This window comes from Mucilaginibacter boryungensis (assembly GCF_015221995.1).
GTDB lineage: Bacteria > Bacteroidota > Bacteroidia > Sphingobacteriales > Sphingobacteriaceae > Mucilaginibacter > Mucilaginibacter boryungensis.
The window spans coordinates 1,331,712-1,354,428 of record NZ_JADFFM010000001.1 but is presented as its reverse complement, the minus strand read 5'-3'; the positions used below and the strand labels follow the sequence as shown (position 1 = coordinate 1,354,428).

18 protein-coding genes are annotated in these 22,717 nt (G+C 42.8%); 4 read left to right on the top strand and 14 right to left on the bottom strand.

Annotated features, from left to right (window positions below; all coding sequences use genetic code 11):
- Nucleotides 1-39: 39 nt before the first annotated feature.
- From IRJ18_RS05595 to IRJ18_RS05555, 9 genes are all read right to left on the bottom strand, one after another.
- Entirely contained in the window at nt 40-402 is a 363-nt protein-coding gene (locus IRJ18_RS05595; RefSeq protein WP_194105212.1) for a DUF2200 domain-containing protein, read from the bottom strand.
- Nucleotides 403-548: 146 nt separating this feature from the next.
- Nucleotides 549-758 (bottom strand): hypothetical protein, encoded by a 210-nt coding sequence (locus IRJ18_RS05590; protein WP_194105211.1) that lies wholly within the window; start codon nt 756-758, stop codon nt 549-551.
- A 7-nt stretch (nt 759-765) separates the two neighbouring features.
- On the bottom strand, nt 766-903 hold the full coding sequence (locus IRJ18_RS05585) for a hypothetical protein (RefSeq protein ID WP_194105210.1): 138 nt from the start codon (nt 901-903) through the stop codon (nt 766-768).
- A gap of 50 nt (nt 904-953) precedes the next feature.
- Nucleotides 954-2,492 (bottom strand): glycoside hydrolase, encoded by a 1,539-nt coding sequence (locus IRJ18_RS05580; RefSeq protein ID WP_228072572.1) that lies wholly within the window; start codon nt 2,490-2,492, stop codon nt 954-956.
- Nucleotides 2,493-2,639: 147 nt separating this feature from the next.
- The gene (locus IRJ18_RS05575; protein ID WP_194105209.1) at nt 2,640-5,225 is read right to left on the bottom strand and encodes a BamA/TamA family outer membrane protein; all 2,586 of its coding nucleotides are present in this window, start codon (nt 5,223-5,225) and stop codon (nt 2,640-2,642) included.
- 120 nt (nt 5,226-5,345) lie between these two features.
- Nucleotides 5,346-7,679: a hypothetical protein gene (locus tag IRJ18_RS05570; protein ID WP_194105208.1), complete on the bottom strand. Its 2,334-nt coding sequence runs from the start codon at nt 7,677-7,679 to the stop codon at nt 5,346-5,348.
- Between the two features lie 2 nt (nt 7,680-7,681).
- The gene (locus IRJ18_RS05565) at nt 7,682-11,281 is read right to left on the bottom strand and encodes a metallophosphoesterase (protein WP_194105207.1); all 3,600 of its coding nucleotides are present in this window, start codon (nt 11,279-11,281) and stop codon (nt 7,682-7,684) included.
- Between the two features lie 9 nt (nt 11,282-11,290).
- A complete protein-coding gene (locus IRJ18_RS05560) occupies nt 11,291-12,151 on the bottom strand; it encodes an SdiA-regulated domain-containing protein (RefSeq protein ID WP_194105206.1) in 861 nt (286 codons plus the stop codon).
- A gap of 55 nt (nt 12,152-12,206) precedes the next feature.
- Nucleotides 12,207-13,439, bottom strand: coding sequence for a Pycsar system effector family protein (locus IRJ18_RS05555; RefSeq protein WP_194105205.1), 1,233 nt, complete (start codon nt 13,437-13,439; stop codon nt 12,207-12,209).
- A 433-nt stretch (nt 13,440-13,872) separates the two neighbouring features.
- Between IRJ18_RS05555 and IRJ18_RS05550 the strand changes: the two genes are divergently transcribed.
- Nucleotides 13,873-15,054 carry an alginate lyase family protein gene (locus IRJ18_RS05550; protein ID WP_194105204.1) on the top strand — a complete coding sequence of 394 codons (1,182 nt, stop codon included), beginning with the start codon at nt 13,873-13,875 and terminating at the stop codon, nt 15,052-15,054.
- Nucleotides 15,055-15,127: 73 nt separating this feature from the next.
- Here the strand turns inward: IRJ18_RS05550 and IRJ18_RS05545 are convergent, their stop codons facing one another.
- The 4 genes from IRJ18_RS05545 to IRJ18_RS05530 all read right to left on the bottom strand — a co-directional run bounded on the left by IRJ18_RS05545 (nt 15,128) and on the right by IRJ18_RS05530 (nt 18,400).
- The gene (locus tag IRJ18_RS05545; RefSeq protein ID WP_194105203.1) at nt 15,128-15,709 is read right to left on the bottom strand and encodes a TetR/AcrR family transcriptional regulator; all 582 of its coding nucleotides are present in this window, start codon (nt 15,707-15,709) and stop codon (nt 15,128-15,130) included.
- 64 nt (nt 15,710-15,773) lie between these two features.
- Complete coding sequence (locus IRJ18_RS05540; protein WP_194105202.1) at nt 15,774-16,523, bottom strand: SDR family NAD(P)-dependent oxidoreductase; 750 nt, start codon at nt 16,521-16,523, stop codon at nt 15,774-15,776.
- Nucleotides 16,524-16,705: 182 nt separating this feature from the next.
- Nucleotides 16,706-17,146 carry a hypothetical protein gene (locus IRJ18_RS05535; protein WP_194105201.1) on the bottom strand — a complete coding sequence of 147 codons (441 nt, stop codon included), beginning with the start codon at nt 17,144-17,146 and terminating at the stop codon, nt 16,706-16,708.
- Between the two features lie 225 nt (nt 17,147-17,371).
- The gene (locus IRJ18_RS05530; RefSeq protein WP_194105200.1) at nt 17,372-18,400 is read right to left on the bottom strand and encodes a S66 peptidase family protein; all 1,029 of its coding nucleotides are present in this window, start codon (nt 18,398-18,400) and stop codon (nt 17,372-17,374) included.
- Between the two features lie 165 nt (nt 18,401-18,565).
- Here IRJ18_RS05530 and IRJ18_RS05525 point away from each other — a divergent pair, with 165 nt between their 5' ends.
- The 3 genes from IRJ18_RS05525 to IRJ18_RS05515 all read left to right on the top strand — a co-directional run bounded on the left by IRJ18_RS05525 (nt 18,566) and on the right by IRJ18_RS05515 (nt 20,666).
- A complete protein-coding gene (locus IRJ18_RS05525) occupies nt 18,566-19,378 on the top strand; it encodes a helix-turn-helix domain-containing protein (protein WP_194105199.1) in 813 nt (270 codons plus the stop codon).
- Between the two features lie 84 nt (nt 19,379-19,462).
- On the top strand, nt 19,463-20,233 hold the full coding sequence (locus IRJ18_RS05520; RefSeq protein WP_194105198.1) for an isocitrate lyase/PEP mutase family protein: 771 nt from the start codon (nt 19,463-19,465) through the stop codon (nt 20,231-20,233).
- A 49-nt stretch (nt 20,234-20,282) separates the two neighbouring features.
- Nucleotides 20,283-20,666 carry a YybH family protein gene (locus tag IRJ18_RS05515; RefSeq protein ID WP_194105197.1) on the top strand — a complete coding sequence of 128 codons (384 nt, stop codon included), beginning with the start codon at nt 20,283-20,285 and terminating at the stop codon, nt 20,664-20,666.
- A 73-nt stretch (nt 20,667-20,739) separates the two neighbouring features.
- Here the strand turns inward: IRJ18_RS05515 and IRJ18_RS05510 are convergent, their stop codons facing one another.
- Nucleotides 20,740-22,428, bottom strand: coding sequence for a sodium:solute symporter family transporter (locus IRJ18_RS05510; RefSeq protein WP_194105196.1), 1,689 nt, complete (start codon nt 22,426-22,428; stop codon nt 20,740-20,742).
- Nucleotides 22,429-22,717: the final 289 nt, after the last annotated feature.

Here is a 22,717-nt window from a genome sequence, read left to right as displayed (position 1 = left end):
ACCATGACTTACGGCATTTTTTTATATGAGGGAATGCGCTTATTTACGCAGTATTTTCTCCATCTTTTTTCCTTTGGCTAACTCATCTACCAGCTTATCCAAATACCGTACCTGCTGTGTCAAAGGGTTGCTGATCTCCTCTACACGGTACCCGCAGATAGTACCCGTAATAAGACCTGCGTTAGGGTTTAGTGTAGCCTGTCCGAAAAAAGTTTCAAAAGTTACCTTCTTCTCCATAAACTCTGCGAGTTGTTTCTGATTGAAGCCCGTTAGCCATGTAATCACCTCATCCAACTCTGCTTTCGTTCGGCCTTTCTTTTCCACTTTGGTAAGATACAACGGGTAGACCGAGGCAAAAACCATTTTGGCGATACGCTCATCGTGTGAATTAGTGTTGTTCATATTCCGTTCAATAATCAATTGTAAATATACTTACTGTAGCTTATTCAATATCAGTGTTTTAATACTGTTTAAAGTATAAATATCGTTTTTCAGCTGTTCAAATACTACAATATCGTTTTGTCCTTTTTTAGCCATTCAGCCGGTACTTAAAGCGTCTGCTGTGGCCCTACCGACCAATACCTGCCTAAATTATGGCCGTTAACCCAAACTACTCCTTTTCCGTAATGGCTCATATCAAGGTAAGTATTTGCAACGGCTGAAAGATTGAATGTCCCCTTTTTTACCACCGGCATATCGCCTGCCTTTTTAGCGCTGTAAACAATTTTATTTACATTACTAAAAGGCAGGGAATACATGGCCCAATTATAAATGCTTCATCTGGAAAGGCTTACCATCCAGCACAAAAACCGAATCGCTTAAGTTAAAGATGTGTTGCTGGGCTTTAAGGCCAAAATGCAATAGCAGGATAACTGAAAGTGTAAATAGTTCTTTAGCAGTCATGGTGATGGTTAAATTGGATATCTAAAGTTGGTATATTCATTTGGCAGGCATTATTTAGTAACCCCTGTTAAAGTAGTTACAGAGCGGGCCAGTATTAACATTGTATCTTTATTTTTTCCGTAAGCAATATTATTTGCTTCCAGGTTTTTGGTTTGCGATGTTGTATAGCTTTTTAACAGCCCAATATTATCATTAATGTTTAAGTTAACCAGTGCATTATTCATGTTTTGATTAACGATAACCACTGTGATATTTTTGCCATTTTTAAATGCCGAAACTAACAGTGGTTCCTTTAAGGCCATGTTTCCCTTTACTGTAGCATCAACCCTTACAGCGCCTGGCCTTATAAACCTGCTATAATTGCCCAGGACCCAAAGCATTTTGCTATCGTAATAATTCCCGTCTGTTTTGTTCTTATCTACATATATAAGCCCATCTTTATAATTGTAGGCCGAGATGGCAGTCCACCAGTGCCAGGCCGATGCATTAGCCACCGTCAGATCAGTATGGATTACGCTTGCAAGGTACAAGGCTGCATCAATACCCAGGTCGCGTTTCCTGCCATCAATCTCGCCGGCATTATCGCCTAAAATACAATATTCAGATTGCCAGAAATCTATATTGCGAGCAGCAATGCTATCGGCCAGGGCCAGGCGTTTTTTTATTGCCAGGGCTTTAGGCGAAGTAGTGAAGTAACTATGCCCTGCAATGGCTTTATTCACACTTGGCAAATTGCCTATATAATTGACCGATGCGGGATGGAAAAAATCATTTAACTGGTTACCTTTCCCGGGTTTATCGCCACTGGCAAGCAAATAATTAATATTTCCCGCCTCTGCTATAAGCACTTTTGCCCCTGTTTTATTTTTTATAAAAGCCTTGTCAATCGCCCTCACCAAGCCTGCTATTTCTATATTGTTATAAGGGCAGCCTTCTTGTCCGCCATCACTCCAATCCCATTGTGGTTCGTTTACCGGACTAATGTAATTTAACTTAACCTTGCTTGCCTGTGCAATGCCTTTTACAATGCTTGAGAGATATTCGGCGAAAGCTTTGTACTTATCCGTAGATAGGTTTGTTTTTCCGGCATTGGCAAAGGCTTTACCGTTAATGGTAAACTGCGTTGGCGGGCTATTGGCAAAACCCAAAAACTGATTGACGCCGCGCGCTTTGGCGGCTTTTAAAAACCATATTTGCCCAGCTTGCTTTTGCCAGTTATAACTACCGTCGGTATTTAAAAATGATTCTGCCCGGCGCCATTCGTCCTTAATACCGCTTTGCTGGTCCTGCTGTGCACTGCCCGCGCCTATATTAAACCGCCATAATGATAAAGCAATACCTTTGGGCGATCCATTAGCGAGCATATCAGCGCTGAAAAGCAGATCGGCAATTTTATTTTTCTTCTCATCGGGCCAATTACCGATGAACTGGCACAACCAGGCATCGGACGCGCCAAAGTTATTGATGTGCTGATAGCTCTTCGACAGGTTGATCTTTACCGAAATCGCACTGTCCTGTCCTTTTGCAAAGGCGCAACACAACATCAGCAGCCAAATAGCCGAAATAATTTTTTTTATAGAAATAGTCATTATGTTAAAAAACATAGGCCGCACTATCTGTTGCAGGTGCCACCTACCATTCCACGGCCATTGTAGCACCTGAACCAATGGTTTTGATGCACTGGTATATTCAAAGCTAAACTACAATAAATGTGTTAAAGCCTGTAGGGGTTTATGTTAAAACCTTACGCCGGCCGAGAGGTAAAGCAAGCTGCCATCGGCACCGGTAGTAGTTTGCCCTATTACTGCCGATAGCATCACTTTGTTATATGGGGTGATGAATAACCCGCCGCCAAAAGCATCGTGTATGGTGTCCGAACTTTCGCCGGGTAACCATACCCTGCCGGCATCATTGTAAGCTATAAGCCCTAATGTACCCGGGAATATGTAGGTGTTAAATTTAAATAGCTTTAAACGTAATTCAGTATTGTTAAATGCCATTTGTTTACCTATAAACCTGCTGGTATGGTATCCCTGCAAGCTGAATGGGCCACCTAAATTCATCATCTGAAAAAACTCGCCATGCCCGATAAATACCCCGCCGCCAATACGGTTAGCTATTACAAATGTAGAGTCGCCGCCGGGATTTAAGTAAAAGTTGAAGGTGGTAAATATTTGCCCGTTGGTGTGATCTTTTATATTTATACCCGTTAAACCCGTTATTTTGGTGGTCCAGTATATCCCTTTAGTGGGCCAGGTTGTGTTGTCCCTGGTATCAAATTCGGCACCTAATACCAAGCCGCCGTATGCCTTGGTGGCAAAAAAATCATCTGCCGGGTGTTGCTGGTTATATTCAAAAAAATAGTGGTTTACGTTGGTAGCCAAATTGCTGGTATAATACTGCCCTATCACCCCTTCGCTGATCTTCCATTTTTTATGTTGCTGGTATATCCTGATGTCGGCGTCGATATGATCGTACCGGTTGCGGTAGTAATTAAACTCCTTTGTCCCTTCATTCACAAATACCGAATTGTTGCCGTAACCAAAAAAACTGTTTACATTGTTTGGGCCACGGCCGATGACGTTGACGTTAAGGCCGCTTGTACCAATGAAATTTTTAAAATCGCCCGCATAAGTGAAAATAAACGAGCTTTTTGATAGTGTATAACCCGCGCTAAGTTCTTGTTTATAAACATACGGGCTATCCCTGAAGCCATGCTTTTCAATAGCATAGCCAACCTGCAGCCGCACACCATCTTCAGTATTATAACCTATGCCTACCTTAGGCAGGTACAAATCGTATTTAAAGTTATACTTATCGTATGTATTTACACTGGTATCTTTGGAAGTCATTACACTGGCTAAACGGTGCGGCGGCAGTTCATTTTTCTCATCCGACCTATCAAAAACAACCAGTTTGCGCCGGTTAAACAAAGTACTGTCTATTATAAAACGGTCTTCTCCATCACCACCAATCATCCGTACCTTTATTGGCGAGGGCACATGGCCCTTTACCATAAATACATCCTTACCGCCCATGCCATACAGGCGCACACTTTTGGTCTCACCCGGTTGTAAAATGCGGTGGTAAACAACTTTGCCCAGGCTGTCATCTTTTTTAACTGCACGCATGGTAACATCGAGGCTGCCGTTATCCAGTTCGTTAACTGTAAATTGTTCCTTTTTATCCGATGCTGATACATCTACATTTTTAGCGAGGAAAAGATAATATTCCAATGCGTCGTGCTTGATATTATTACGGCGCGCTATCAGTTTTTCAGTTGTTTCCCTGCCGGTCAATTTGTAAATATCGGCAGGTAGTTTTTTCACAGCGCTAGCCAGCAATTCATTGGTAAGTTTGCTTTGCACGTAAGCTATTTGTTCTTCCCAGTCGGTTTTGCTTAATTGGTTAAGGAAATAAAAATCAAAGTAAATGGCGTTTTTATTCCAGAATTCTATTTTGCTGATATGGTTTTTAAAAGGCTGCAGTTGCGGGTTGGCCAGAGCGGCAAAGAATGGGAAGACACCCGATGTTGAATAGAAAACCTTATCCCTGTCTTTTGGAATAGGTTGATATAAATTAATTTTGCCACTATCTTCCTTTTCCCAGCGCCATTGGTCGCCGTGCCTGTCCCAGTCACCCATAATCATATCCAGCAGGCGGGCGCGCAGCAGTTGCTTTTGGTCAATGCGGTTATCGTTATCATCCTGTAGCTTTTCCTGTACCTTTTCTGTTTTGTATGTTTTTGTGCCATCAAGCGGTTCACGTTCTTCAAACAGGTAAACATGGTTGGCAAATTCTTTACGGTATTGGCCTAAGGCAGGGTCGTCTGGCAGGTAAACAAATACCGGGTTGCTATGCGGAATGTTAAGGGCATCAGCCAGTGGCGGTACCGCAAGCGCGGCGTATGGGTTAGATGTAGTTACCTCGTCCTGTAAAATAGCTTTTAATACGGTATGCCGCTGATCTTTAGGCAATGCCCTTTCGGGGAATTTTTGTACAGAACGTAAAGCCCATTGGTGTCCTGCGGCATCGGTTAATTGCAGCGAACGGGTTTGCTTACCGCCGCCCATATCAGTTATGGTTAAGCCCCCCTTTTCTTTTTCAAGATAAAACACCTTCATGTTAACTGGTGTAGCCCAAAGCGTGCGGTAGTTTTTGCCCCAAAACGTTCTATGTAGGGCACTTACCTTGTTATAGGGCGGGTAAACGGCAATTTTAATACTATCGCCCAAAACCTTTTGCTGTGCAAAAGCAACACCTGCAATGCCGATAATGGATAAAGTTAATATGAACGCAGAATAGGTTTTTTTTGTAAACATGGTTATTTGTTGTTATTTACCCACTAATTGCTGCCCAATTTGCCCAGTGTGTAAATATTAATGCATAACACTAATATTTATTAAATGTTAGTATTATGCAAATTTATATTTTCAGCAAGCCTACAATTGTATGCTCACCCGCAAGGCTTTAAGCCCGGTTACGCCCTGCAAATTTTCTAATTCAACAAACTCCATGTCCTTTTTCAGGCTCCCGTCTTTTTGAAATTGTTTTATTAAAGCAATGTATTCCTCGGCCTCGGTATTGTTAAAGTAAACCAAGGCAATTTTCCCCGGCTGTGTCAATCTTTCCTTTGTGCTTTTTAAATGAACTTTATCTATCCGTTTTTTTATCACCTCATACCTTATATTGTAATACCCCTCTACATCAAAGTGGCGTTCGTCATTCCTGAAACAAATGTCTATCTGGCTTGAGTGCACAAATATCAGCGAAGCGGTTTGCAACGGAACAGGCATTTTAGTTTCAAGCTTACGGGTTATTTTAGCTACATCTATCATAGCTTTTAATTGCCATTTCCTAAAATTGGTTAAGTACTTATCCTTAAATGGCAAATCGGGGGCCAGGCTTTGCCCGGTATATACGTCGTATTCTATCCCGTCCGATCTGAATTTTTCAAAATAGCAGGGATATATTTTTTGCAGTTTAACCTGTGCAGCATCAAAATAATTGCCCATAGCCCTATTGATCATCTTTATAGATTTTTCTACAGCACTGCGGTGCTGATATACCAATCCTGTTTCATCAACAGCCTTTTCATAGTCGCATATCAGTTTTTCAGCAACCGGGTATTTGTGGCGTAAAGCAAAAAAGTATGGGTTAATAGTACCTTTTAGCAGTTCGTTAAGCATGGCCTCATCGTTAGCCCTTTCAAATACACGTATGTCCGAAAGCCATTGCGTATGTTTTTTTACCAAATCTGCGGTTGCGCGTTTATTTGGTATTACCTGTTTTAAATGCTTCAGCAGGTCAGCAATTTTATCTATCAATATTTTTATATCCTGCTTCAACGCTTTATTATGCTGTATAGTGGAATCTCTGATATCAATAGCGCCGTATAGCGGGTGCACATTATGAAAGGATACCAGTTCCATTTCCGACTTACTGTTTTTTTGCCCGGCTATCAGGTAATGCCAGGCAGCCTCGTTAAACTTCCATTCAACCGCTGGTTGCAGGTTTGTAAAGCTTGTTTTTATAATACGCTGCAGCCTTTCGGTGAACTGTTCGGATGTATTATGCAGCAATTGCGACAATAATGGTATGGCGTTTTGCAGGCGCGATAAAAGCTTCTCGTAAAAAACAACTTTTTGCTCGGAAAATATCTCTAATGCGCCGGCCAAATGACGGTTATAATAAACCGGGATGATAACGTACGACCTGATGTTTGCATCCTTCAGCCGCTTTAGAAATGGGTATTGGGCAATTTTCTTATCAGACAGGGTGATAAAAAACATCGCCTCGGGCTTCTGAATATAATCTTTAATAAACGAAAGGAACTCGCAGGTAAAAACGCCGCGCTTTTTACCTGTTCTTACCAGCATACTGTTTTTACACTCGGGCGGGTCAAAAACTAATTGGTTGTTAACCCTGATAAAGGGCATTAACCCAAACTGTACCGATGGGTTACCCGATAAAGTTTGCAACGCGCTTAATATATTCTTGTAAAGATCTTTTGTTTTAGGCGTATTGTTAATCAAAGCATGCCTGATGGTTTCTATTGAATGTTTGGCTGTGATATCGTGTATAGTGATCACGGTAAAGCCCTCCAGCCGGAACATGTCTAAGGGAATAATATCCTTCAGTATGCTCATATCCGCCCCTTCATACAAAAAAGGCTCTATCATTTCAGGATTTATCTCGGGCAGTTTACCCTTGGCTATTACATCAATAAACCTTACATCGTTATGTACGCGGTAATATTTTATCAGCCCGTTCTTTTTATCAGGCAGCGCATAAACATTATCGTGCCCGGTATCGGGTGGGAAATTGTATAATTTTTGCAGTATTAACCTGTAAAGGAAATCTATCTGTCGCTGTTTGAGGGCCGAATCGCTTAAAATATTTTTCTGATCGTGTTGGTTACGGCCTTCTATAAAAGTGTAAAAGGCATCGGTACTAAAAACTATTTTAGAACGGAATGGGTTTCCGATAGCCCAGAATAAAGAGCCTTCATCCTCAATTGTCGGTGATAGTACGGTATAAACCAATTCAAGCAAATTGGTATACCCTGCCGCTTCCTCCGCCCCTATGCAGTCGGTTTCAAATTGCGGATATGCCCTGAATTTATTTAATACAAAACGGTAAAATTCCGATTTGATGGTTTTTTCAACCTCTACCCTGTGTTTAAGATAACTAATAAAGGGCCTGAAGGATAGCTGATGTGCTATCATATCCTCCAGTTTTAAAAATGCCTTAATATTAATTAACTTGTTATGCATGTTTAAAAAGTCAAACTAAAATTAACATACGGATAAAAGCCTTCCTTAGAATAACCGCCTTTTAACTGAAACAAGGCCATATCTGATGGCGATATGTAAATGCCCCCGCTGAAGCTGTTATGCCACTCGGTAGAAAACTCACGCTTAACCCACACACGCCCAATATTATGGGCGGCTGTTAACCCAAACTGACCGGGCAGGATGTATGGTAAAAAATCAGTTAGTTTTATCCTTGCTTCCAGGTTGTTAAACATCATTTGCTGTCCGGCAAACCTATCCTGTTTAAATCCGGGAAGATTATCCTCGCCCCCTAAAAACAACGATTGATAGTAAGTTGTTCTACCATATGTTAAACCGCCGCCTATCCGTTCGGTTATTACAAAGTTAGATTTGGTATCGACACTTTTATACAAACGGGCTTCAGGTATGGCCTGAATGAACGAGCGGCTGTTACCGCCAACCCCGGCATAAGCCTGGATACGCACATTTACATATACGCCCCAATCTGTCAATACCTTATTGTTACGCTTATCATCAATGTAGGTAGCAACTATGCCCGCGTGCACTTTATCGTTGTTCACCGTCGCGCTATCATAAGTGTGGATCAAATTGGGGTTTGATACTAAACGCCCCAGATTTTCGCTAACGGGGTGATAATATTGCACAGAAGGGCCCAGCCTTAAAATAATAGTACCATCAAGGTTTTGAAAACGGACGGTAGCATCTACCGTGTAAAAATTAAATTTAGCACGGTAATAATTATTGTAATCGCCAACCTTATTAAATTCAGGCTGGTTGCTGCGCCCAAAAAAGTTGATCACTTTGGGGAAATAAGCATTCACGGCAATCTCAGCATCGGCTTTACCAAAAGCGTTAACCCAACTGCCGTTATAGCTAAGCCTTGATTCGCCGCTGGCAACAGAATGCCCGTAAACAGCCTCCTGCGTGCTGGTGGGAAATTTACGGAAACCCTGATGGATATATTTAAAGCCCACATTAAAATAATAGCCATCATCAAAATTATAGCCTGTTTGAAATAGCGGCAATATAGTATGGTATAAATTAGTTGGCACGTAACCAATGTTTGAAGTATCGTTTGACAGATGCTTATCTACCCTGTCCTGGGCCGGCCCCGTAAAGGTTGCGGTGTTCAGCTTTTCGTATACATTAACCTTTGGACCAGCATTAACTATATTATATAATTTATGCCCGTTACCCCCAATAATCCTAACCTTTATTTTGGATACTTTCTGATCTACCAGCACACTATCATCGCCTTTTGAAATATACAGCCTTACTTCTTTGGTTATTTTCGGGTCGAACACCCTTGAAAACAAAACACTTTTACCGCGGTACCTGGCCCTGCGTGCAGTAATTACCAAAGCGCCGTTAAGCGTATCTTTTACAGATACAACCTGGCCCTGATCTGAAAGTTTAACATCAACCCGGTGATTAAAAAAGCGGTAATAGGTTTCGGCTGCTGCAACAAGCTTATCACGTCTTTCGCGCATCAGGGCCATTAACTGCCTATGCCTGATGCGGTATACCGCCAGCGGCAGTTTTTTTAATGAGTTTTCTAAAACATCGTCGGTAAGCGCGGCAGCAAAGCTGCGGGTAACCTGCATCCATTGATCATAACCTATCTGGGTCATGAACCGTGTATTCAGGGTATGGTCGTTCTCAAAAAAATCGTTTATCGTCCTGTAGCCGCCATTATACCCTTTTAAATATCGCGCCACCCACCGCCGCGATGCAATACTTGGGATAACCCCCTGGTTAATGAAGAACATTTCGGCCCTATCGTGCGGTACTGCGGTATAATAGTTAACATTGCCCCTTCGCTTGTATTGCCAGCGCCATTGGTCTTCGTGTTCATCCCAGTCGCCCAAAAACCAATCCAGCAAACGGGCTTTAAAAAATTCCACGCTATCAATACGGTTGTTATCGCTGGCATTAAGCAACTTTATCATATTACCTGTATTGATAGAACTATCGCCCGGTTCGCGTTCCTCTATCAGGCATATTTTGCCGGCAAACTGTGTCTCATAATAACCAAAATGTGCATCGGGTGCTACCCAGCCTATGGTTGGTGTAGTATGGTTTACTTTAACAGCCCGGGCAATTTCTGCAGCTACAACAGCGCCATACGGAAATTGTGCCGACATGGCATCTTTTAACCACGATTTTGAGAAGGTTTGCCTTAATTGTTGCGGCAACAGCATGTATGGATATTTTTCAATATTGCTTAAAATATAGTTTTTACCTTCTTTATTTTTCAATAAAAGCGATTCAGTTTGGTGGCCGCCGCCAAGCCTTACCGGGGTTAGCCCGCCCTGGTACGAGTGCAGTTTTATGATAGGCAGGCGTGCGTTTACGGCCCACTCCTTTCGGTAGTTTTCACCATAAACCAGGCGGTGCAGTTTACTTACTTTATTAAAAGACGGGTGTGCCGATACGGTAATACTATCCTCTTTCATTACCACGTCACTTTTTTCAACAGGAATATGTACCGGGATAAATGGCTTGCTGTAGGTGTACACCTTTTTAAAAACGCTATCCTTGGCGTTATTTGCATAGTAGGTAAAGCGCATACTTTTGTTCAGCATTAAATCAAGGGTAACATAACCGGCTTCCCTTAGGGCAAATAACGAATGTTTGCCCTTTTTTACTACCGCCCGTTTAGCGCCCGAACCGCTTACCACCTGTATTACCCCTTCATCATTTATAAATTGCAGGCCATGTTCATGCCCGGCAACACGCACCACGTTTGAATCGAGCGTAAATACGCGGTCTATCCCCTTGATCATCGTTTTGTACAAGGGGTGCCCGTTATCCTCGGGGTTATCAAAAGTACTTCGTAAAAACGGATATAAAGCGCCTATTACCGGCAGAGGTATATACAAGCTGCTTTTTACAGAGGTTAGCGGGAACAGGTAATCCTGCCAAATATAGCTGCCGCCATGGTGCCCGTAGGTATCAAAGGGATGATGGTCGGCCAGGATGATGATCTTATCGCGGTTTTTATACAGCAATTCTTTAAACCGGCCAATAACTTCATCATTGGTTTTGCAATCGCAATCAGCATCGGGGTTATCCTTGTTATAAATGTAAAGCCACCATTCCGAATCGAAAGCAATAACTACCAAATCGTCGTTAATCTTTATTTCCGTGGGATCTGGGCAACCCTTTGCCGGCGCCATTTTAAGCAGGGTATCTTTTTGTTCAGCCAAAAACTCGCCCGCGCGTTTTACTTTAGCCAGGCCTTTTGGGCCCATCCGGTCCCAATCGTGGTTACCGGGTATAAAATAAACCGGCGCCCCGGCAGCGCGCATAGGCTGGTACTGCGACCGCAGGATATTTTTAGTTGTTTCTTCCTCTTTACTGCCCGGCAGTCCAATACCTGTGGGATAGATATTATCGCCAAGGTAAAGCACTGTGGTTTTATTTTCCAGCACATTAGCGGCAGCACTGCTTAGTACGCCTTTTTGCTGCTTACCAAGTTCGCCGGCATCGCCTATCAGGATAATACGGTACTTAACAGAATCCTGGGCGTGCAGGGAAAATACTAATAATAACAGGGGAAATAGGACCAGTCTCTTCATTAAAAATAACTATTGCTTCTTATACATAAACTTCAGGATGTTGCCTGGCTGCGGCGCGTGCCCTTCGTTTGATATATATAAATTGTTCGCGCTATCAAAAGCCATACCTTCCGGCTGAGTGAACAGGTTTTGATCGAGTTTATAAACCTCACGTATTTTCCATTTAGCATCGGCCACCACCAATATCTTATTAACCGACGACAGGATATACCAATCGTTACTAAGCGGGCTACGCGCCAAAGCCGATGGATGAAAGCTGATTTTATCCACACCCAGCAACCCCTCAATGTGCTTTACATTTATCTTAAAATCGCCGCTTTGCTTTAGTGTGCCATCACTGGCTAACTTAAAAATAAACCCGCTGCTTTCCTTGCTTGTTTTGTCTGTAGTGCAATGTTTACACAAAACATACACTTCACTGGTATTCTCGTCGGCATACATACCTTCATATTCACCATCGGGTAACAGATCTTTATTTTTGTGGGCTTTTTCAGTTACAGGTTTACCAATTTCGGTTAGCGGGATAGTGAATAATACTCCCTTGCTTTGCAGCATAATCACCTGGTTATTACAAATAGCGATGTCTTCGAAATCGCCTGTCTCTTTAAACTCTGTGAACTTTACGTTTTTATCGCCTTCGCGGAAAAAGTACACGCGCCCATTCTCGTCATCTTCAGCGTAAATGATATTACTTTTCCCCTTGTTAAAGGCTATACCCGATATCTCGCTTAGCTGCGCGGGCACATTATACTTAACCGGCTTTGCAAAATTGTAACCTATAGGACTGCTGCTGATTTGTTTTTGAATGCAGGATAACAGCGTTATAAAACTTGTGAGGGTTATTACGCTAAAAATAAACTTTGTTTTCATTTTTAATAGGGGTTTGATGTGATCCGGATAGCCTGAATTATTGTGTGAACCTGATTTATTTTATAGAAGCAGAAATTACAAATGCGATAACAGAAATAACTAACCCAAACATAAACACATTATAGGCTATATGTAATAAGCGATATTTACGCCCCAGCACAATCCCTTGCGAATATACATCGATAATAAGGCTGCTGTATAAAAACTCGTTATCCTTTATCATGGTGACCATGCCTGCTTTATAGTCATCAAGCGCCATTTTGTAAAAGTTGCCAAAAAACAACAGGTTAACATCGCGTTCTTCAATATTCTTTTGGGTAAATGTTCCTTCGGATATGTTTGGCCGGGTGGCCAAAATAGAGAATACGATTGTAACCAGGTTAACGGTGAGCAGCATAATAGCCGGTATCAGCTGGTTATGGTGCGCGCCGATATTTCGCAGTAATAAACTTAACAGCAGGGAGATAATAATGGCATTAACCGATATCATAATATGCGCTTTACTATCTGCCATGTTGCTTAAGCGCTGATGGTTGGTTGATGTTAGCCTGAACATAGTTTCCACGCCCTTGCTCAGTTCCTGCTTATCATTCCCCTCCCCCGAGAATATCTGTTTATCATCAGGGGCTAAGCCCGTTGCCTTTTGTGCCGGTGCTTGCTTTTGTTTTTTGTCCTCAACCTTTTCAATTTTATCTTTTAACAGTTGCAGGTTCCGTTCCTTACCTTCATTTAACAGCACCCGGCAATAATCGGTATGGTATTCGTGCGCTTCCATCATTTCCACGCTTTTTATACGCCAGTCATTTTTACTGATATCCTCGTTATGCAATTCTTTAAATTCCTGGCGCAGTAATTTGCTTTTGCGTTCAAAATCACTTGTTCCAAAGTGGAACAGATCAGCATCGCAAATAATGCTTTGCAAAAGGTTTTGGGGCGCTTGCGGTAATTTCGTAGCTAAAATACAATCGGTAATATTTTTTAAAATGGGCTCATCCAATTCAAATCCGCGTAAAAAATCCATCGCGGTTACAGCACTTTTCTCTTCATGTTCGGTTGTGCCGGTAACATAGCCGGTATCATGAAACCAGGCTGCGGTCATCACAGCAAAATAATCGGTTTCGTTTAATTGATAGTGGTCGGCTATCTGCTTTGCCGCTGCCACTACATCGCGCGTATGCCCAACGTTATGATATACGTATCGTGGGTCGGCGTAAGATCTGTAATAGGATATTACAAACTTTTTTACCTGACGCAACAGTTTATCAAAATCAACTATAGTGTTTACCATTTTAAATATTTCTATTACTACATATAAATATTTAAAATGTTTAGCTGCAGGCCCCGGAAGCCGTTTTTATTACAAAACCCGGATGCTTTAACGCCAAAAAATGCTGTTTTATAAAAACAGCGCCCCCGGCATTTAAGTTATGCACAATGGGTTCAGCTATCAACTATATGCGCACCAGGCGTATCGGTTAAAATATTTTCATTTTTTTTTCTTGGTAACCGCTTTTAAAATGACCGTTTAGTACAAATACATTTTGTGTTTCAAGCGTATCAGTTAAAATACAATTTGCTATTAGTCAATCAATTACAATAGATTTGTATTCGGGCAGCCTGCTCTCATAAACCAATTTATAAGTATTTAGAACCGCTCCAACCCTTTAACCAGGGAACCGTGTGCTAAATTTTTTATTAACCAATAACTAACTTTTACCATTATGAGAAAAAAACAATTGTCTTACTTTTCATTATGCTGCCTGGCGCTGTTATCGGCAGGACTGCTTTTAACTAAGTGCACCAAAAAAGGCGAGGCCGCACAGCCGGCTGCCAGCACCGAAAACCCACCAGCATTAAAAACACAGGCTACAGCTTTTGTACACCCCGGTATCCTGAATACCCAGGCCAGCCTGGCCTATATTGCCAACGAAGTAAATAACAATACCAACCCCGACAGGGTGGCGGCCTATAATTTGGTCACCAATTATTGCGATACCCATAGCCCAAGCAATGGTTATAAAGCTACAATTACCGTTGCATCAAGCGCAGGCACGCAGGATGAGACCAACTTTAAAGGTGATGCCTTACTATCGTACGCGCTGGCGCTCCGCTGGGCTAAAACAGGCAACAGCGCCTACGCCACTACCGTAAAACAAATGCTCGACGGCTGGGCAAATGCATTCCAGAATATTGTTGTGGGCGGCACCAACCCGAACCCCAACCAGGGCGCGCTGGAAGCATCGTGGGCCACACCAACTTTTTGTGCGGCAGCTGAAATTATTAAGTACTACCACCTGCCTAATGGCCAAACCGGCGGCTGGACCACTGCCGAGGACAACCAGTTCAAGGTGTTTATCAACAAATTAAAAGACAACTATATCAATAACACACCCAATTACAACAACAACTGGAATGTATCCCAGGGGTATGCTAAAATGGCTATTGGTATTTTTGAGGATAGCCAAACCGTTTACGACAACGGACTTACCATTATTAAAAACATGCTCCCACTGGTCATCGCATCGGATGGTTCAATGAATGGCGAGATATGCGGCTCGCATAATGATTATGTGCACTTCCAATATTCGCTTACAGGTTTTACTTATGCGGCAAACCTGGCGGTGATACAATTTGGCGACCAATCGGTATACGATGGCAGCAGCTCGCGTTTATTGACTGGTTATAACTATCAGTACAAGCTGATAAAGGGTACGGTTTTCCCGCCTTGCTCGCCAAGCGGAAGCCCGTCTAACCCGATATGGCCCGGTATAGAGATTGCCGACCGCCACTGGCATACTACCGAAACCGGCTATATCCGCAACCTGCAAGACCCCTATGGCTTGCCTGGCGGCGATGTAGGCTTCCTGGGCTGGACATCATACACACATCATAACGTACCGTGATAAACATGACAAAAAAGCATGCCCTGTTATGGGGCATGCTTTATTTATATTGTTTTGCTTAAAGCTGTAATTATTATCCAAGCACGCTAAGCGCCGTGTCGATAATATCCTGGAAGAACCGGGCATTGCTGGTTGATTTTACCGACACCTGCATACCTTTAACCGTGTTATTAAAAAAACGTGCTATGGCCTGTGCATCCTGTTTTTTATCAAGTTCGCCACTTTGCTGACCGTTTTGAATAACTTTTAAAAATGCCTGCTCCAATTGTTGTTCGCTTTGGCAGATCATACCGTTCACCTCCTTATCGTGCGATGCCATTTCAATACCTGCATTCACCACAAAACAGCCTTTGCGCTGCTTATCGCCCAACAGGTCGCGGGCTACCAGTTCAAGCAGTTCCCTGATAGCGGCTTTGGCTGACGGCGCTTTGCCAATAAGTGCGCATAGTTGTTGCCCATAACCTTGCTGGTAAGTTTCCAAAGCTTTAAGGTATAGCTGGTGTTTATCGCCAAAAGTATCGTACAAACTGGAACGGCTAATGCCCAGGCCATCAACCAAATCCTGCATGGACGTGCCGTTATAGCCTTTGTCCCAAAAAAGGCAGACCGCCTTTTTTAAAACTTCTTCTTCGTTAAAATCTTTTGTACGTGCCATAGCAGAAAAGCCTTGTCCTGTAAAAGGACAAAGCTATTAAATTTTCAGGAATGATTGTTCCGGCTTAACGCATACCGCCGCTGGCGATAATAGTTTCGCCAGTCAGCCAGCCAGAATCGTCAGAAGCCAGGAACACGGCAATAGGTGCAATGTCATCAACCTGGCCGATACGGCCAAGCGGTACCTGCTGTTCAATACTGGTTTGAAAATCGCTGCCAATAAAACCTGCAGCATGCGCCCCTTCAGTTTCCACCATGCCCGGGTTAATAGCGTTTACACGGATCTTTTTCGGCCCAAGTTCTTTAGATAGTACCTGGGTAATGGAATCCACAGCGCCTTTTGTCGCGGTGTAAATACTGCTTCCCGGAGGCGTAATACGGGTTACGGTAGAGCTTATGTTGATTACACTTCCGCCGCGGTCGCCAAAGCTTTTTACTGCGCCCTGGGTTACCAGCAATAAACCTAACACGTTGGTGTTAAACTGGCGGTGAAACTCCTCTTCATTAATTTGTTCAATAGTGCCAAACTGGTAAACGCCGGCATTATTTACCAATATATCCACCTCACCAAAAGCGGCTTTCGTTTCGGCAAATAAACGGTTAACATCATCTTGTTTGGCTACATCGCCTTGTATTGCCACGGCTTTACCACCGGCTGCTACAATATCGGCTACTACTTTCTCTGCGCCTTCTTTGGCCGAGGCATAATTTACAACTACTGCTGCGCCTTCGGCGGCTAAACTTTTAGCTATGCCAGCGCCAATCCCTTTTGAGGCGCCGGTTACTACTGCTACTTTATTGCTTAATTTTTTCATTTTTTGTTTTTATATTTAGGAATGAACGTTCCAAATATAGATACAATAACGGAATGATTATTCCAAAATGTTAAAATCTTGAATTGGGGTGACAAATGCAGCTAAAAGAGAGTAAGGATCAGTATGAAGGATTGTATTCAACGGCTAACATAGCAGGGGTATTTAAGCCATTGAAAATTAACTTATTTAACAATATAAGTGTCATTCCAATTACCGCTGATGCCCGAATAAGTGTATAGCGAAGTGTTTGCAGCATCGAAGATAGTAGCTTTAATTGCCTTAACACTGCCGGGACAAACAGCAATATAAATCATCAGGCCTGGTGCTGGTGTATATTTAAGCTGCCCTACCCCTTGTTCGTTAAATATAAATGGGGTAGTAATATTGCCTATAGTGGCTATTGCCGTGCAGTTATTACAGGTAACCTGTATCAATGCGGTGCCGGTGGTTCCATTATACCAATCGTAAGTATTTGGGGTGGTGCTTTGTATGGCGCCCGTATTGCGGCTTAAGGTATCTGCTTTAATAACGCTGGTATTGTTTTTTCCAGAGGTTGGTGTTATGCTTTCCTTTATACAGCTGGCTAATAGTAAAGATAGTAAGATAAGATATATCGGTTTCACAGTTCAGTGTTTGCTTGGGTTGATTATGGCTATCGGTTTATACCGCCGCTATTTTTCCTTAACAAAAAGCAATCCAACTAAAACTCACTAAGCAAAGCCGCAATCAGGCAAAGTAACAGGGCGTCTTTTCCGCACAATGCGGAAAAATCCCTACTAATTCCACACAGAAAACACTTTCGAGAAAAACAGCGCAAATACGATGACTCTACCGATACGGAAATGTTATTAATAAATCGTTTCCAAGGTACTCCCCTTATCCCCTACCTCCAGCACATGCGGCACACCGCATCTCAGGGCAACATTATTACGCTGGTGGCCTACCGGGAAATCGAAGCAAACCGGATAATCATAATCTTTAACTTTCTCCATTACGATATCGTAAATGGTTTTGCCAAATTCTTCGCCGGGGGTATCGGGTTTTAGTTTAAAGCCGCCTATGATCAATCCGGCCAGTTTATCCAGTTTACCCGTACGTTTCAGGTTCCAGAACATCCGGTCAATACTGTACAGGTATTCATCCGTATCCTCAATAAACAGTATTTTGCCTTTGGTCTCCAAATCGGATTTAGTTCCCGATAAGGTAGCGATCATGCTCAGGTTACCACCTACCAGTTGCCCTTCGGTTTTGCCCAGCCTGTTATAAGTTGATACCGGCGCAGCGTATTTTAAAGCTTCGCCGGTCAGCGCTTGTTTAATAGATTCAATAGTAGTTACCTGTATGGGTTCGGCTTTGGCCCAATCGCTGGGGAAACTGTTGCACATCTTTGAATGCAGCGTAGCAATGCCAAGGTGCCGGTTAATATGGCAATGCAGCACGGTAATATCGCTAAAGCCTATCAGCCATTTGGGGTGTTTGGCAAACTGCTTAAAGTTTAACCTGTCGATGATCCGCACAAAGCCATAGCCACCGCGGGCGCACATAATAGCTTTAACATCGGGGTTATCCAGCATTTGCTGAAAGTCGGCCGTGCGCTCATCGTCGGTACCACCGTAGGTGAAATCCTTTTTGCCTATGGTACTGCCCATTACTATTTTAAAACCCCAGCTTTCCATTAACTGCACCGATGGCTGCACATCGGCTAAACTGATATAACTTGCCGGACTGGTAATGCCTATTGTATCGCCTGGTTTTAAATAAGGCGGTAATTTATGTTTCCTGAAACCGGCATTTTCGGTTGATAAAGCCCAGCTATCCAGTGTGGTTAATGCCGCCCCGGCTGCTGCCAATGAAGTGATGAAGTTTTTCCGGTTCATGAATGTTATTTATAAGTTTCAGGCATTTTAGAATATGTGGTAATATCAGTTTTTTTTTAATAAATAATTAAAACCTGGTTCCGATTTGTACAATCTTAAAGTTCAACTGCATATTATTTTTGGAAATAACTTCAAATAAACTGTAAAGAACTGTAATTTCACTATATGGAATTCAAGCACTTTCTTCCATCATCTGTATTAAAGCCTTATGTAAGGCACTACTACCTCTTTCAATCTGATGAAGATACTGAGTTTGAAGACACTGTTTTCCCAAGCGGCGATATGGAAGTGATATTTAATTTGGGAGAAGGTACCTGGGAATCGGCAGTTAACGACACTTTCCTGCAAACCCCTAAAATTGAACTGTGGGGACAGATCACCAAACCGCTTGCCATTAAATCAAAAGGCAGGCATACTATGCTTGGTATAAAGTTTTTCACCCATTCGGCCGCCTATTTTTTTAATGATGGCATTAACCTGTTTAACGATCAGATCACCGATTTAAGCGCTGTTATAGGAAGCCCGGTAAAAATCCTTCACGCACAACTTTTAGATACAAAGGACGAGCAAGGCCGGATAGCCCTTATAGAGGGTTTCCTGTTGAAAAGATTAATTTCGAACGAAAAAAAGCATTTCAAAATTGATAAGGTAGCCAACATTTTAACCACTATTAAAACCAATCCAGCCGAGGATAACCTGGGGCTTATTGCCTCCAAATATGGCGTTACTACCCGTTACCTGCACAAGCTCATTTATCAAAACACCGGCCTTTCACCTTCATCTTTTAATAAGATCAACCGCTTTCAGTTTAGTTTAAAGCTTATTGCAAAAAACAACCTGCCTTTTACTTCTATAGCTTACCACTGCGGTTATTTCGATCAATCGCACTTTATCAGGGATTTTAAATCGTTTACCGGGCTTACCCCATCTGCCTATATGGACAACCTTACGCCGGTTAACCAACTGCTGCTCCAATAATTTTTCTCACTGTTCCGATTCATACAATTTCCGGGTTTAGCACAGGGATACCTTTGTTTTATTAAAAATTAATAAACAAAGCATATGAACTCATTTCAAAAATTTAAACAGCTGCATCAAAGCACCAAACCTTTTCTTTTAGGAAATATCTGGGATGTAAACAGCGCTAAGGTATTTGAAGCTAATGGCTATCAGGCCATAGGCGTTTCCAGCCAGGCGCTATCAAACGCTATGGGTTATGACGATGGCGAAAACCTGCCGTTTGATGTATTGCTTAGCGTGGCTAAAAGAGTGGTACAGGTAGTTAACATTCCCTTTTCGGTAGATATGGAAGGTGGTTACAGCCGCAGTATTGATGGCATTTTAGAAAACATTAGCAAACTGCACGATGCGGGTGTGGTTGGCCTGAACCTGGAAGATACCATCCCTGCTGCAACCCGTGAATTACAACCAATTGCGGGGTTTCAAAAAATACTTGTGGCTGTGGCCGATTATATCAGCCGGAATAACCTGCAAATGTTTTTAAATATCCGTACCGACGTTTTTCTGTTGGGAATGCCGACAGCGCTAAGCGAAACGCTTACCCGCATTAAAAGCTACGAAAGTTTGGGCGCCGACGGGATATTTGTGCCCTGCATTACCAATAGCGCCGATATTGCAAGTGTAGTTAAAGCCACCAGTCTGCCTATAAATGTAATGTGCATGCCCAATTTACCGGGCTTTCACGCCCTGGAACGATTAGGGGTAAAAAGGATAAGTATGGGGCCTTTTCTTTTCAACAAAGTATATCAGCAAGCCGGCCAACTGGCAAAAACAGTGATGGACGATGCCAATTTCTCATCAATGTTTTCCTGATCTGTCATCGGAAGTATTTAATTAAATCAATAACATAAATTCAAAAAAAATGAACCTACCAAAAAGGGCCGAAGATGCCCACACCGCACTTGCAGCTGCCTACAACACCGGCGATGTTGCCACCGTAATGAACATGTATGATGTTACCGGTATTATTGTAGCCGGGCCGGGCGAACCGGTATCGGGCAAGGCGGCGTTTGAAGAAGCAGTAAAAGCCATATTAGCTATTAAAGGCAAAATGGAAATAAAAACAGTTTATTGCCTGCAAACCGGCAACATTGCCGTAGGCCGGTCTGAATGGAGCATTACCGATGGCAGCGAAGTAAAAATAAGCGCCAAAGGTATTGAAGTAATGAAGCAACAGGCAGATGGCACCTGGAAGATTGCTATAGACCATGCATTTGGCGGTGAAGCCAGCCTGATAGCATCCTGAAGATAAACTGCCATGATGTAAAACGCCGCTAAGCAAACACTTAGCGGCGTTTTTTATATTTAATGTAGTTGCCTTACCAGAACCTGATATAAATAGCCGAAAGCAATAACAATATTACCGCTATCATCATCACCGATGATGGTTTTAGTTTAAACATACCTGCATCAACCTGTATGGCCTTGCCATTTGTTTTTTGTCCGAACAGGCTGATGCCTATCATTAACAGGAAGGTTATCAAAAACGACCAACTCAACGAGATAAAGAAAGGGATCTCGTAAACCCCGGCTGGGTTTTTAAACGCGGTATAAAGCCATGTTTCAGGGCCGAAAACGGTAATGGCAAACTGGTTAAAAAATACCGATGCTGCAAAGCCCGCAATAATACCTACAACAGCGGCCGTCCCGGTTGTGCGTTTCCAGAACATACCCAGTAAAAATGTAGCCAGCACACCCGGACTAACAAATGCCGAATACTTTTGTACAAAGGTATACCCACCCGCGCTGCCAATGCCCAGGGTATCGTGCCAGGTTAGCAGTATGGCGGTAAGCAAGCTTACAATAATAGCGGCGCGCCCAACCCAAACCATCCTGCGTTCACCGGCGGCGCTTTGCATGTACTTTTTGTAGATATCTAAAGTAAAAATGGTAGCGATACTATTCACCTTACCCGCTAACGATGCTACAATGGCAGCAGTAAGCACCGCTAACGATAAGCCCTTTAATCCAGACGGCAAAAAGGATAGCATGGCCGAATAAGCGCTGTCTTTACTTCCGTTAAGTAATTGCGGCAAATGCCCGTGCCTGTATAGCACAAAGGCTACTATGCCAGGCAGCATTACTATTACCGGCATCAGTATTTTTAACAAGCTGGCAAATAAGATACCGGTACGCGCGGTATGTAAATTGGCGCCCAAAGCACGCTGGGTGATATATTGGTTACAGCCCCAATAATTAAGGTTGCTTATCCACTGGCCACCGGCGTACATGGCAAAGCCGGGCAGTATCAGGTACTTGCTTATTTTCTCGACTGATGCGGTTGGCAACGGCTTTTTAAAGATGAGATGGAAGTGATCGGGCGAATCTTTTAACAGTACTTTAAAACCCGCCAGTGCATTCTGCCCGAACCCAAACTTATCGCTCACAATGGTAAGCGAAAGGTAGGTAATCGCCAGTCCGCCTATAATCAGTACTGCTACCTGTATCACATCGGTATAGCCCACCACCTGCATGCCGCCAAGCGCTATAATTACAGCGAAAATGGCCAGGCCAATTAATATCTGGTGGAAATACTCCCCGCCTAATAAAGTGTTAATAGCCAAAGTACCCAGGTACAAAATAGCCGTAAGGTTTATAAACACATACAAAAACAACCAGAAGATAGACATCACCAAAGCCACCCCACTATTATACCTGTCCTGCAAAAACTGCGGCATGGTATATATTTTGTTTTTGATGTAGATAGGCATAAAAAACACCGCAACAATGATCAGGGCCGCGGCGCCAAGCCACTCGTACACGGCTACGGCTATCCCCGCGAAAAAGCCATCGCCGCTCATACCTATAAATTGTTCGGCCGATATATTGGAGGCAATAATAGACGCGCCAATGGCCCACCAGGTAAGCGAACCCTCGGCCAGGAAAAAGCTGTGCGAACTGGAGTTGGTCTCGGTTTTTTTACGCCGGTATATCATATACCCGTAAACCGATACGATAATGAAATAAATGAAAAACACCAGTAGGTCGGCTGTAGAGATCGTGTGCATTCGTAAAAGGGTTTATATGGCTGGTTTATAAATCTGAGCCTATATTAAGTAATTTATCTTAAATGTGATAAGTATTTACGGGATCACGAAATTATCCCTCTTGATTTTTGCTTAAACGATTTCGTAAATGATCGATTTGGCGTCAAAATAAGTATCCTGATGTACAAGCAAAGAATGCTTGCGGTAGCTGGTGCATCGTTACTCAAAACTAACATCTATTTTGAAAGGAGAATGGTTAGTCGAAATATTTTTTTTGCCCTGCTGCCTTTTATTGTGAATACAACAAACC